Raw genomic sequence first — 13,916 nt, forward strand, 5'->3', positions numbered from 1 at the left:
AACAGATGAGGAATTTACAGTGAAAAAACTTGGCTTTCTTTTTTCAGCGCTCATAGTTTTAACTGCCTGCAATAGCACGTTACCAGCGCAACTATCACCTGATAATACATCAGCAGAATTTGAAAGCCGTTTTTACGATGGTGGTGAAATTCAACCACAGACGTTAACAAGGGCAGCAGGAATTGCCCAAAGACGAGGCTTTGAGTATTTCACCCTTGAGACAAAACGTCCAGAATCATCAAGCAGGCCGCGCTTTACCGTAGATTATGGACGCAATCCCAATGGCTTTGGTGACGCTGGTGCATCTACCCCCAACGGATTGAATGCTGGAATAACTGCTGGTGGCGCGACAAGAACCCATTGGTTAGTTCGATTCTATAATGGTAATGACCGCCCAAGCCATTTAAATGTCTATTCAACCAAAGAAATATTAAACCGCCGCTAATTATCACGGGACTTATTGGGGGCAGTTTGCCCTCACATCATGTAACGACAAAATGGCAATAACAAACAGAATCAATTTTATTGAGCTGCATAGGAAATTACCATGAACAATAACTCAACTAATTCATATACAGCTGCCATGCTTGCCATTGGCGACGAATTGCTTTCAGGCCGAACAAAAGACAAAAATATTGCGCTCCTTGCTGAAACTTTAACTCAAGTCGGAATTGAATTAAAAGAAGTACGTATTGTTGGCGACGAAGACACTGCAATTATTGCTGGCATTAATGCTCTTAGAGCCCAATATGATTATGTTTTTACCAGTGGCGGCATAGGGCCAACCCATGATGATATTACCGCAGAATCAATATCAAAGGCTTTTGATCTTCCTTGTATTTTCAATCCCGAAGCCGAATTGATTCTTAGTGATTATTATAAAGAGCGTGATGTGCCTTTTACCCCTGCCCGCCGTTTGATGACAAGAACACCGCAAGGAGCAAGCTTAATAGCAAACTCGGTGTCAGCAGCACCCGGCTTTAAAATTAGCAATGTTTTTGTACTTGCCGGCGTTCCCAATGTTTTTAATGCGATGCTCAATGCAATTTTGCCAAGTTTAGATAAAGGTACACCTTTTCAATCCATCTCAATTAACTGCCCCTTTGGTGAAGGTGTCATCAGCCAAAAACTAGGCGAAATACAAAAAGCCAACCCACAAACAATTATCGGTTCTTACCCCAAATTTTCAGAAAATAAAGAAAATCCGTTTTCTGTTGAACTCGTCATAAAAAGTAAGGATGCAACTGCATTAGATAAAGCAAGTGCGGAAGTATTAAGCATGATCAAAGAGTTAGAAAAATAATACCTATCTTTTTAAAATACTGATTTTACATTTATATATTGCGATATTTATGATGTTCTATAGAATTTAAAAGCAAGTTAGGGCAAAAAATCTAACTTGCTAAAATAAAAAATAAAAATAGTTAGGAAAATTTAATAATAATGAACAAACGACAAATTCGTGCAATTTTTAACCAAGACACTATTCGTGTATATCAAGCTTTTAATAATGGTATTGCTGATGCAGCAATCAAAAAAGGGACTTTTAGCTCTCCCCCCTTTAGCCTTACCCGTATGACATGGATTAAACCATCCTTTTTGTGGATGATGTATCGCTGTGGCTGGGCCCAAAAAGATGTTGGGCAGCAACGGGTTTTAGCAATCGATATTACCAGAGAGGGGGTTGAATATGCGCTTTCCCACTCCTGCCTTAGCCATTTTGACGCTGAGCATCATCAATCCCATGACGAGTGGAATCAACAGTTAAAAAATAGCCCTATACGCATTCAATGGGATCCTGAGCGCGATATTTACAGCAAACCGCAAGACCACCGCTCACTGCAAATTGGCATATCTGGAGCAATGGTTGAAAAATATGTTAACGAGTGGATTGTTGCCATTAGCGATATTACGTCGCAAGTAAAGCAAATGAAAAAGCTACTCGATGCGGGTAAAGAAGATGAACTATTGCAACAATTACCGCAAGAAACTGTTTATCCATTGCCACAAAAAATTAAAAAAATAATTAGCATGGATAACTAAGTTTAAATATAATCTTTAAGACGAAAAATAACAACGTCTATTTTTGTCTGCAAAAGGTGTCTTTTAGGTCGAGCAACTAAAAATTAGCCCGCGCCCTTATCTCCATCTATCAAATTAATTAGATTTAACGGTAAGCCGCAGAATTATGAAACCATTATTTTTGGCCAAGTTAATTTATTATATAGGTAATTAATGCCTTAATATTGGTTTATAAAACCGTTGCAGCTTGAAAATAGGTATAAAATTGTTTTAAAAGCAATTTATTATCATAGTAAAACCATATTAACATGGAAATGCAAAAATCAAAATAATGAGATTAGAGTATGAGGCTCATCTCCATTATTTTCGTATATCCATTACTTCTAAATGAGAGAACAACATGGCATCTGTTGGCAATTGGCTAAAAAGATTTATATTGCGTAGTTTCATCTACCTGTTTGGGATAATCATTGTTTTGGTTGTTATTGGCGGGGTTGCTTTTGTTGTTGCAAGACCGCAGATTAATGATTTCGTTAATAAAGAAATCAATAAATATGGCGTTGAATTAGAAAGCTGGAGCATTGGATTAACCGGCAAGGCTAATCTTTATAAAGTACGAATTCCCCTTTCTGATGGAACAATTATTACAGTTCGGGAAATATCTGCCCGTCCACCTGTTAGCAGTTTTAAAGGCGTTGCCGATCTTTATGATGTAAAGGTTGAGCATGGTGGAGTAAGCTTGCAAATTCCGCAGCTTCATGTCGATGGCATTGTACAAAATGGCAAGGATGTGACAATTCAGTCAAAAAAGTTGCAAATGTTGATGCAAATTGGCCTGTCCTCTATACGCGCAGGTGATATTAATCTTGTTTCTAACTTAAATGGTGCACAGGAAACAGCAACTATAAAAGGTTTTAAGCTTGATAATCTTGATAAGGGAAAAATCGCCTTTATCGGTTTTGATTCAATGCAAACCACATCAAACTTCACACAAGGTGAACTGTCCGGCTTACGCATAGAAAGCGGTGCCGCTAGTGCAAAAAATATTGATGTTGCCTCAGCCTACAGTTTCTTAGAAAATACTCTTTCACAAAATCAATCCGTAGTGGATTTATTTGGCCCTCTAAATCTTTCGAACGTAAAGTTAGATGCAGGATTAAGCGATGGCAAAGAGTTTCATGCTAGTTTAGGCGCACTTAAAACCGAAGGCTTTTCGTTGCGCAACTTGGGACAAAACCCTATTGGACAAGCCAAAGCTGCAATGGCTGTTTTAAAAAATAGCAATGCGAGTAAAGAAGAGCGCAGTACCGCAACCAAAACACTTGTGCAATTGCTTCAAAATATCGCAAAAATAAATGGAAGATTAGAAAATCTTGTCGTTGATACAGCAAGTGGTAAATTGTCCGTTGGATCATTTGAAATAACCCCAAGCAGTTGGAACAGTGTCATTCCAGAATCGCTTTTGATCAAGGCTGACAACGTTCTTTTTGATTTAGCCGACTTGCCAAGTAAAGAAATCCAGACACTAAGAGATATGGGGTATGCCCAGATGGATCTTTCCTTTGTCATGAACCTAAATTGGAACCGTGATGACAATTCGTTGAATATTAACGAATTAAGTTTTACCGGCAAAGATATGGGACAAGCCCAAATATCAGGTAAATTTAAAAACGTCGCCCCCGCATTTTTTTCGGGTGATTTGCTTCAAATGACTATGGTGGCTTCAGGCATTACCTTGCAAAGTTTAGATATTGCATTTAGCGATTATGGTGCATTTGAACGGATCATTAAATCTGGTGCACCATATGGCGGCGTGAGTGAAGCCAATCTGCGTGCCGACATACGTGAAATCGCAGTTAAAAGCCCACCAGCACTTTTGAAAAACCATAAGGATGCAAATGCGATTTCTGAGGCCTTAGGAAGCTTTGTGGACAACCCTGGCACCGTTAATATCCATATCGTTTCAAAAGCACCGGCTGGGCTTAGCCTACTTGATTTATTAATTTCGCAGGCGGACCTACCTGCAATTTTAGATAAGCTTGATTTTAGAGTGACATCAACAGGCAAACCTCATTAATTAGCCTGTCAATTTAATTACATGGAAAGCGGAGTGATACAAAATCAATCCGCTTTTTTATTTTTTTAAATATTCAATGTTACACAATGTAATTGTTTTAATTGATGGCTTACACTAACCCATCATTTGCAACAAAATATTACAGGTAGAAGATTGCGATATTGCTTTTAAAAACACTTTTTGCCGATTATTCCAACATTCGCTTGAAAATGAATATGACTAACTACGCAAGTTTAATGCTAGTTATTATTTTGCGGTTTTTGCTTATCACAAAAGCGTATGTTTAAACTCGTTTTACATTTTTTGATGCGTATATAATACGTTTTTAAAAGATCAGCTTTGAATTTTCTAAACCAAACTTTGGCCAACCCACAAAATCGACCAAAGCATTAGGTCGGCGCGCTCCATCTAAATTTATTATCAAGGCAAAATCTACTTTACCACATATTACGCCCTAAAACGTTCTTTCTCGCAATTGGGCACAATTTCGTTATGAACTTGTCCATCTTGTTTAAACATACCAAAAATTGTTATTTATCATTAAGCCCCCGTTTGCATTTTTACGACGAGTGTGGAAGATTTATCTGGACTAGCAAGAGCTGTTATTATTCAATTACTTTGTCTACTAAATATTTAAACCAATATGGAGTTGTCCAATCTGATTGATACCGCTAATGTAAATAAAATCAATACAATAGGTCTTTAAATGGATATAGAAACAATATTTTTGTAAGAAGAAACTAATGATTATTCAAATATCACGAGATTTTTTAAGGGTAAAATTAGCAAATAAAATAGCGCATATTGAAGGCGAATTATGCTTTCCCCCAACGGAAAATTTTGAATTTATAGTTTACGTTAATAGCATAAAGAATTGGGAAGAGCCTTTTGATAAAATAGAAATTACTGAAGAGGAAAAAGAACAACTTATAAATGATATAAAAAATGAATTTAGACAAAAAAGAGGAAAAGTTGTTTTTGATTAAACCTTTTCATATTACCTTAGATTTTTTTAAATTCGCACTTTAGTGTAAAGTGTTTTCCTTATCTTTGCATCCCAATATCTCATATGCGGAGCATTGCTAAAAGCTAGTAAGCAGATAAACAAAGATATTCGTAGCCTTATATCCATCACTACACAACAATGAATTAATTGCGGTAGGTATTAATTTTCAATATGAAACTGATTGAAATGATAATCGATTACTAGGGGCAGATCCCAATAAGTTGAACGAAATAGTATTTATCGATTAAATGACGGAGTAAATACTCATTTTTCAAACTGGTTAGATATGTGAAAAAAAATTACATTTTTATTAGCTTTTTTAATCATGATAAAAATTTAGTCTCAATCGGCATCTAACTAATCATGAAGGACTACATCTCAAGATAGAAATTCTTAACGGAAAAAGCGGCGAAAAATGCACGACAAATACTTTGTTGAAAATTGAAACGAATATAACGTAGCTTCTGATTGCTGATGATAGGGTGGATTATAATGAATGACGTAGACTTTATTTGCCTTAATTTTTCTGATGCTAATAAAATATTAAAAAAATATATTGACTATGACATAAGTATTTTTAAAAAAAAGATCGAGTTAAAAAATTCCAACAAATATGTAGGATAGACGATTATTTTTCTAAAAGCGATATAGAATTACTGGATAAATTAAATATTAAAAAATATTTAATTGGGAACGTATTTATATACACAGAGGATTATTCCATTGATAATAATATTATATTTGAAATACAATCTTCTAAAGTCGAGTTTTTTGTTCGTCAGTTTCATGAAAATTTCAATGCTCCTTTTTTCAAAGACAAGACTATATTTATTTGCCCCAACACACAAAAACTTTTACTTTATTTTGCAGAAGGTTGGTGGTTCTATTATGATTTACCGTTGGAATTTTCAGAATAATTTTTGCACATGACATGATAATTAAAAAACCAAATGAAATAACTGAGAATGTGCATAAAGCGCAGTTTTCATCGCGAAACTTTATAGGAACATGTTGAAGCAGTTTTTTCATCTCAAGTAATTTTTACGTTGGTCAAGATTTTTATATCAATAGGTTATGATGGTTAATGGCGAGCACATTTATTAAAAAATACAATTAATCAAAGATTAGGTGACATATGATGAAATTAATAGCGCCAATAATTGGTCTTTTCTTCTGTTTTTAACCGGCCTAGTTTTAGCTGACGATAATCCACTTAGTGTGCGTGTTTTAAACTTAACTGCCGCTCTGCCCTCGCCTAACATTGAAGTCAACGTTAAAAAGTTAAATGGTGACAAATGGCAGCTTTTAAATAGCGCAACGGCCAACAAGAATGGCCGTATCACAGCCCTTTACCCTGCTAGAAAAGAAATTTTTTCTGGAATTTACAAGATGACATCTCAAACTTAAAAATGGTTTAAAGAAAACAACCGAGAAGCATTTTTCCAAAAAGTGCCTGTTATCTTTACCTACGATGAAAAAGTCGATCATCCTCACATTCCAATTTTGCTAAGTCCTTTTGGATATTCTTCCTATCGAGGTAATTGGTTATTTTCATATAGAATAAAAAAGGCGGGGTATGAACCCCGCCTTTTTTTATTTAAAAATCATTTTAATCTTAATGATTATTGATTAAAATTTCACGCTTGCCAACATGGTTTGCCGCGCCAACAAGGCCTTCTTTTTCCATACGCTCAACAAGGCTTGCGGCTTTATTATAGCCAATACCGAGGCGGCGTTGAATATAAGAGGTGGAGCATTTTTTGTCACGCATAACCACTTTTACACCTTGCACGTAAAGCTCTTCAGCATCATCACCAGCATTAGCAACGAGTTCTGCGATATTGTCGCTATCATCTTCTGGCTCATCTTCTTCACTGTCGGTAACCGTTGCAAGATAATCCGGTGTGCCTTGGGTTTTAAGATGGGAAACAATATGTTCAACTTCGCTATCTGAAACAAATGCACCATGAACACGCACGATGCGACCGCCGCCAGCCATATGTAGCATATCACCTTGGCCAAGAAGCGTTTCTGCGCCTTGCTCGCCCAAAATGGTGCGGCTATCGATTTTAGATGTTACTTGGAACGAAATACGGGTTGGGAAGTTGGCCTTAATTGTACCAGTAATAACGTCAACGGATGGACGCTGGGTTGCCATAATCAAGTGGATACCAGCGGCGCGTGCCATTTGGGCAAGACGTTGGATAGCTCCTTCAATTTCTTTGCCAGCAACCATCATCAAGTCAGCCATTTCGTCAACAATAATGACGATGTAAGGCAATGGATTAAGATCCATAGCTTCTTCATTGTAGAGAAGCTCGCCAGTTTCTTTATCAAAGCCTGCTTGCACTGTGCACATAATGGTTTCACCATTTTTAAGGGCTTCAGTCACACGTTCATTAAAACCATCAATGTTACGAACGCCTAATTTTGCCATCTTGCGATAACGATCTTCCATTTCGCGTACGGCCCATTTAAGCGCGGTCACTGCCTTTTTAGGATCTGTTACAACAGGGGTAAGCAAATGCGGAATACCATCATAAATGGAAAGTTCAAGCATTTTAGGATCAACCATGATCAAACGGCATTGATCAGGGGCGAGATGATATAAAAGCGATAGGATCATCGTGTTAATGGCAACAGATTTGCCCGAACCAGTCGTACCTGCAACCAAAAGATGCGGCATTTTTGCAAGTTCTGCAATGACCGGTTCACCACCAATATTTTTACCAAGAGCTAAAGCAAGTTTAAACTCTGATGTTTCAAAGGCTTTTGACTGCACGATTTCGCGTAAGAAAACCGTTTCACGTACAGCATTTGGCAATTCAATACCAATGACGTTGCGGCCCGGTATAACCGCAACACGAGCAGATACAGCTGACATTGAGCGGGCAATATCATCAGCAAGACCAATAACGCGTGAGGATTTTACACCAGGAGCTGGCTCAAATTCATAAAGTGTAACGACAGGACCTGGGCGGACATGAATAATTTCACCCTTGATGCCGAAATCTTCCAAAACGCTTTCTAAAAGTCCAGCGCTACGCTCTAAAGTTTCTTGTGAGATTACCGCACCATCTTTGTAAACAGGTGGCTGCAGCAAATCAACGGATGGGAATGTGTAATCATGACCGGTTGCCTGCTTAGTTATCCGCAAACCCGACTGTAGGTCGGTAACGTGGCGCGGTGTAATCGCCACACTCTTAGTTGGCATGTGCTCTGGCTCAACGGCCTTTACATCATCTTCAATGGTTTCAACTTCAACCATATTAGTTGCAGTTTCAATATCTTCTTGGCTTTGCGCTTCGATGGCGATGATGTCGTCATCTGCGGCTAAAGTCTGTTCGGCAAAGGCTGCGTCAGAAAGAGGTTTTTCAACCGCAACAATATGATCTGCTGCTTTTTCGTGTTTTTCAATGCTTTCAGCCTTTTCGATGCAATCCATTGCATCAAAATCCATATTATTATCATTGGCACTAGCAAATGCATGAGAATACTGAATAGCTTGATCTTCTGTTGATGCAACTTCTAATATTTCAGATGCTGGCACATCAATAAGGGCTGCACCGTCATTAACAGCTACGGTCTCAATATCTATGTCACCAACAACATCTTCGTTAAACTCATTTGCTGGAATTGCGACTTGAGATTCAGCTTCAATATTTGCGACTGCGGCTTCTTGATTGTCAGGTACATGAATTGCGGCTGCTTTAGCCTGTTCAACAGCTTCCATCCGGCCAGATTTTGAAAACTTGCATTCAAGCACACGGAAAAGCTCGGTAATGGATGGTTGCGGTGCTTGCGGCTCATTTTCAGGCTCAATCTGTGCCTCTGCAACCATATCAGTTTGTTGATTGCTTGGTTCAATATCAAATGGACCAAATTCGAAAAAGGCGAAATCTGAAATGGCTATTGGCTTGGATTTCACAACCTCAATCTTATTATTCGCAACTGGTGCATTAGTTGTAACAGGGGTTGTAGTTTCAACTGTTGCCGGTGTTTCGATGGTGTTTATTTTATTCGCAAGCATGGTATCACTTTCCGGCCGTTCGAGTTGTATTGATTGATTAACAAGTGGTGATTGGGCTTCAGTCGTTGATTGAACCTCAACGGTAATAATTTCCTTCGCATTTTCTGGGGCTTGACTGATATTCAACAAATCAGCGGTTGGAAGTTCGGTTTTAAGTAAAGCTTCTATATCTTCCTCACTTGGCTCCATTTCACTGCCGCCAATTATAATCGGCTTTTTTTGCTGACGCTCATAAATAGCTTGCAATTGTTCAGCATAAGCGGGATCGCTTTCAGCTTTTTTACGAATAATTTCGATATCTGGCGTGCGCGTAAAACGAACATTTTCCGCCAATGCAAAGGCCTGCCGCCAAATGGGTGGATAATCTGCCAGCGATTCTAGCAAAAGTGGTTTTGAAATAGGTTTTCCATCCGATTTTTGGGTCGGATCAGCCTTAATTGTTTGTTTGTAACTATCATAAGTAAAAGATTTTATATTACGCATAACACTCAAATACACCATGTTTCAGCCAGAATCGTCAGGCTTAATAAACTTATCGATTTTGGTTGATTGCCAACAATCATCAAGCTGCACTGTAATGGGCGAAAGTTAATAAGTTTTTGCCATAATGATTTTCATTGGCACTTTCCTACAAGAAAAATGCAGTGTGGTTTTTTGCCAACAGATATTGAATGACGTAATTTTCAATCAAGTTAAATAAAAGTTTAATTCTTAAGGATTTAAATATTTTTCAACGTTAATATCATTCAAATAGTAACCATATACATCTTGATACAAGGTGAAAGACAGCAAAGGAAAGTTTCAATGTTCCATGCCATTTTATCCTTTTTTTCTAGACAAAAGGGCTTTTTGCACTTGCGGCTTTTAAATCCTATTGCTGCGATACTTCTATTCTTATCCTGTACGAGCATAGCAACACCAACAGTTGCGCAAAATCGCAATAATAGCAGTGAGCATTATACTGCGCAGGAAATTATTGATTCAGGTCATCGTTTTTTTGGTGATACATCGGGTGGACTTGCCACCGCAATTCAAAATATTTTTTCACGCCATGGACTTCCTAATGGCTATATTCAAGGTGAAGAAGGCTCAGGTGCTTTTATTGGTGGTTTAACCTACGGTGAAGGGGCACTTTACACAAAAAATGCTGGTGATTATCGCATGTTTTGGCAAGGCCCATCTATTGGTCTTGATTATGGCGGCCAAGGCTCACGCGTTATGATGCTTGTCTATAACCTTGATAATGTGCGTAATATTTGGGGGCGTTACGGCGGTGTTTCAGGTTCTGCCTATCTTGTTGCTGGCGTTGGCTTTAATGTATTGAAGCGTAAACAAGTGCTTTTAGTACCTATCCGCACTGGGCTTGGGGCACGCCTTGGTGTTAATATTGGCTATTTAAAATTAACGCCAAAGCCAACATGGAATCCATTTTAAGAATGGTGGCTGACATTAACAACCTTCACTGGCAAATTTACCATAAATTTACATAACATTTATGGAAATTATCAAGCCACTACAAGTCTTATTTCAATTAATGAGTAGCTTTTATGATTTGGGTACAATCCATTTTATTTTTCATTTTTGGTAGTGCCGTTACCGGTTTTTTGGTGATGCTTGTTTTTCCGTTGGTTTGGCGAAGGGCACTTTTCCTTGCCAATAAAGCGGTGCGCATGGAAGTGCCCGTTTCATTAAATGAAGTTGAGGTAGAGCGCGATTTTTTGCGGGCTGAACATGCAACAACTGTGGCAAGGTTGGAAGAACTGCTCAAAATATCTGAAAATCGTTATGCAGAGGCTTTACTTCATGCGAGCAAAATGCGCGAGCGTAATTATTACCTCGCATCTTTTGAACAACAAACGCAGGAATTAATAGATTCAAATAAGCAGCTTAGTCATGAAATAGTTACTTTGAAGCAAGAATTAAATGTCGCAAAATCTGCGCTGCTTGAACAAAAAGCTTTGACAATTGGATCAACTATGGCTGAAAGCAACGAGAACGAGACCTCAGCAACGGTTGAAAACTTTAACAAAAACCTTTCCACTGACAACCAACAAGATCTTAAAAAACTAAATCTACGTGGTGAAGGTGATATGCAAAGTCTCACGGCATTAACCGATCAAGAAATATCCCATTTTTATGAGGAAAATAAAAAACTATTGGTAGCCAAGGAACAAACGCTGAATGTATTGCGCGAGCAAATTAAAACTATGGCTGCAATATTAGTTGCCAATGTAGCCGCCAACGAAGGAGCAGACTCGCCAATTTTCGAATTTATATCAAATGATGAAAATGCAAATAGTCTCGCCGGATTGATTAAAAGGAATTTGGCAAATATTTCTAACAAAACAGCTTAAGCAATTTTTAAAATTCATTTAATCATTATCATGACCATTTTAACCATGATAATGATTAAATCGATTAAAATATATATAAGTCATCAAAATATTGTACGATGTCTTGCCAATGATAGCGTGTAGCAAGTACAAGAAAAATATCGCGCCTGTTTTATGCAGTGCGCCATAAGCACTTACACCGGTTTCCCGGCCATGTAAAATCAGAAGGATTGCAAAAATGAGCAAAACCCGTACAGAAACTGATACCTTCGGACCGATTGAAGTTCCCGGCGACCGCTATTGGGGCGCACAGACAGAGCGTTCAATCCACAATTTTGAAATTGGTACCGAGCAACAACCTTTGCCGCTTGTTCATGCTTTAGGGCTTGTTAAACAAGCTGCTGCTGAAGCCAATATGGTTGCTGGCAAATTATCACCCGAAATTGGACGCGCTATCATTGCTGCTGCCGAAGAAGTGGTTGATGGCAAGTTTGATGATAATTTTCCATTGGTTGTCTGGCAAACAGGCTCTGGCACACAAAGCAATATGAATGCTAATGAGGTTATTTCAAATCGCGCTATTGAAATGCTTGGTGGCGAAATGGGCACAAAAAAGCCCGTTCACCCAAATGACCATGTCAATATGAGCCAATCTTCAAATGACTCATTTCCAACAGCAATTCATGTTGCAACCGCCATTGAAACAGTAACGCGTCTTTATCCAGCGCTTGACCATCTTATCTTGGCACTAAAAGCTAAAGAGGATGAGTTTAACGACATTATCAAAATTGGTCGTACCCATACACAAGATGCGACACCAGTCACTTTGGGGCAAGAATTTTCAGGTTATCGCGCTAGCCTAGAACATGGCAAATTGCGTATTGAAGAAGCGTTAAAAGGCGTGCTTTATCTCGCGCAAGGCGGCACCGCCGTTGGTACGGGTCTTAATGCGCCGATTGGTTTTGATAAAGAATTTGCCGCGCAAATGACAACCATCACTGGCATTCCGTTTAAAACCGCAAGTAATAAGTTTGAAGCCTTGGCAAGTCATGGTGCGATTACTTATTTCCATGGCAGCTTAAATGCTTTGGCAACTGATTTGTTTAAGATTGCCAATGATATTCGGTTCTTAGGCTCAGGCCCTCGTTCTGGCCTTGGTGAATTGAGCTTGCCTGAAAATGAGCCGGGTTCATCAATCATGCCGGGCAAAGTCAATCCAACCCAGTGCGAAGCGCTTACAATGGTTGCATGCCAAGTCTTTGGTAATAATACAACTGTTACTGTTGCATCATCACAAGGGCATTTTGAGCTTAATGTTTATAAGCCAGTTATTGCTTATAATGTTTTGCAATCTATTCGCTTGCTATCAGATTGCATGCGCTCCTTTGCCGATCATTGTGTTGATGGTATCGTTGCTAATCGCGCTCGCATCCAAGATCTTATGGAACAATCCTTGATGTTGGTCACCGCATTAGCACCTGCTATCGGCTATGATGCGGCTGCAAAAATTGCAAAAACCGCCCATAAAAACGGCACCACCTTGCGTGATGAAGCACTAAAAAGCGGTCTTGTAAGCGAAGAAGATTATAATCGTCTGGTTCGTCCAGAGGATATGATCCACCCTAAATAAGCAGCTTGCTCATTTCAATTAACAAATTGACAAGCAGAAAGTCTATTCAATGAGGCTTTCTGCTTTTTATTTCTCGCATCAATCGTTACATTTATTAATAAAATTGGCTTTATGCAAAATTGCTGGTTGAAGCCTACGCTTTGATAGGTTAGAAAGCAAAAATTGATTTTTCAGGAATCAATTACGCACCCGTAGCTCAGCTGGATAGAGCGTTGCCCTCCGAAGGCAAAGGTCACAGATTCGAATTCTGTCGGGTGCGCCATTTAAATATAATAAGATCAATGTTTTAAGACATTATTTACTGTATTTTTTCTTGTTTAATTTTAAATTTGTAGCAGTTTTGTAGCAATCAGTGCGAAAATGTGTTTTAAACCAGCGAATTGATCCTTTTGAGCGCAGTTAAATTTGTTATTATTTTCACTTATTTTAAATGAACTTGATAGGCTTGAAGAGCGAATTTTTAACGAAGCTTCACCCACAATTCACTAACTTTTATCATGGAAGTGGTTTGGCCATGAACAAAAACGCACCTTACTCGCCTTCATTATCGCCATCATATTTACCAGCCTTATAATTTTTTTCAATTTGCTTAAATGCGCTGGTGGTTAGCTTGTTAACTTCATAAGCGCATTGCTGGTCTTCCATAAATTCATGGTTGGCAACAATTTCAATATAAGGCTTGGCTTTTTCATTTGCAGGATTTTTATCATAATAAGTGCAAGCCTCTTCTTGGCAAAATTTAACTAAAACATTTTGCTTGTTTAATTTAAAGCTTTTGAGCACCTATGCAATTAGCTTGCAATCTTGCGCATGTGATG

9 protein-coding genes, 1 tRNA gene and 2 pseudogenes are annotated in these 13,916 nt (G+C 38.4%); 10 read left to right on the forward strand and 2 right to left on the reverse strand.

Annotation, left to right across the window (positions count from 1 at the left end; translation table 11 throughout):
- The first annotated feature begins 19 nt into the window (after window positions 1-19).
- The 6 genes and pseudogenes from N6B01_RS08055 (at window position 20) to uraH (ending at window position 6,734) form a co-directional block, all read left to right on the forward strand.
- Window positions 20-445, forward strand: a complete 426-nt coding sequence (locus tag N6B01_RS08055) for a hypothetical protein (RefSeq protein WP_262078215.1) — start codon at window positions 20-22, stop codon at window positions 443-445.
- Window positions 446-547: 102 nt separating this feature from the next.
- Window positions 548-1,303, forward strand: a complete 756-nt coding sequence (locus N6B01_RS08060; RefSeq protein ID WP_262078216.1) for a competence/damage-inducible protein A — start codon at window positions 548-550, stop codon at window positions 1,301-1,303.
- 140 nt (window positions 1,304-1,443) lie between these two features.
- The gene (locus N6B01_RS08065) at window positions 1,444-2,043 is read left to right on the forward strand and encodes a DUF4291 domain-containing protein (RefSeq protein ID WP_262078217.1); all 600 of its coding nucleotides are present in this window, start codon (window positions 1,444-1,446) and stop codon (window positions 2,041-2,043) included.
- A gap of 379 nt (window positions 2,044-2,422) precedes the next feature.
- On the forward strand, window positions 2,423-4,099 hold the full coding sequence (locus N6B01_RS08070; protein ID WP_262078218.1) for an aq_1923 C-terminal domain: 1,677 nt from the start codon (window positions 2,423-2,425) through the stop codon (window positions 4,097-4,099).
- Window positions 4,100-4,842: 743 nt separating this feature from the next.
- Window positions 4,843-5,085, forward strand: coding sequence for an Imm74 family immunity protein (locus N6B01_RS08075; RefSeq protein ID WP_262078219.1), 243 nt, complete (start codon window positions 4,843-4,845; stop codon window positions 5,083-5,085).
- 1,238 nt (window positions 5,086-6,323) lie between these two features.
- Window positions 6,324-6,734: pseudogene (gene uraH / locus N6B01_RS08080) on the forward strand (hydroxyisourate hydrolase).
- On the opposite strand, the gene N6B01_RS08085 reads toward uraH, so the two are convergent.
- Window positions 6,721-9,618, reverse strand: a complete 2,898-nt coding sequence (locus N6B01_RS08085; protein ID WP_262078220.1) for a DNA translocase FtsK — start codon at window positions 9,616-9,618, stop codon at window positions 6,721-6,723. The pseudogene uraH and the gene N6B01_RS08085 overlap by 14 nt on opposite strands.
- 474 nt (window positions 9,619-10,092) lie before the next feature.
- On the opposite strand from N6B01_RS08085, the pseudogene N6B01_RS08090 reads away from it, so the two are divergent.
- The 4 genes and pseudogenes from N6B01_RS08090 to N6B01_RS08105 form a co-directional block, all read left to right on the forward strand.
- Window positions 10,093-10,569, forward strand: a pseudogene (locus N6B01_RS08090) (DUF1134 domain-containing protein); the annotation flags it as partial.
- Window positions 10,570-10,682: 113 nt separating this feature from the next.
- Window positions 10,683-11,489 carry a hypothetical protein gene (locus N6B01_RS08095; RefSeq protein WP_262078222.1) on the forward strand — a complete coding sequence of 269 codons (807 nt, stop codon included), beginning with the start codon at window positions 10,683-10,685 and terminating at the stop codon, window positions 11,487-11,489.
- 217 nt (window positions 11,490-11,706) lie between these two features.
- On the forward strand, window positions 11,707-13,098 hold the full coding sequence (gene fumC / locus N6B01_RS08100; protein WP_262078223.1) for a class II fumarate hydratase: 1,392 nt from the start codon (window positions 11,707-11,709) through the stop codon (window positions 13,096-13,098).
- Window positions 13,099-13,283: 185 nt separating this feature from the next.
- Window positions 13,284-13,360 (forward strand) — tRNA-Arg (locus N6B01_RS08105).
- A gap of 269 nt (window positions 13,361-13,629) precedes the next feature.
- Here N6B01_RS08105 and N6B01_RS08110 read toward each other — a convergent pair.
- Window positions 13,630-13,881 carry a hypothetical protein gene (locus tag N6B01_RS08110; RefSeq protein ID WP_262078224.1) on the reverse strand — a complete coding sequence of 84 codons (252 nt, stop codon included), beginning with the start codon at window positions 13,879-13,881 and terminating at the stop codon, window positions 13,630-13,632.
- Between the last annotated feature and the right edge of the window lie 35 nt (window positions 13,882-13,916).

Source organism: Bartonella sp. HY406, assembly GCF_025449315.1.
Lineage (GTDB): Bacteria > Pseudomonadota > Alphaproteobacteria > Rhizobiales > Rhizobiaceae > HY038.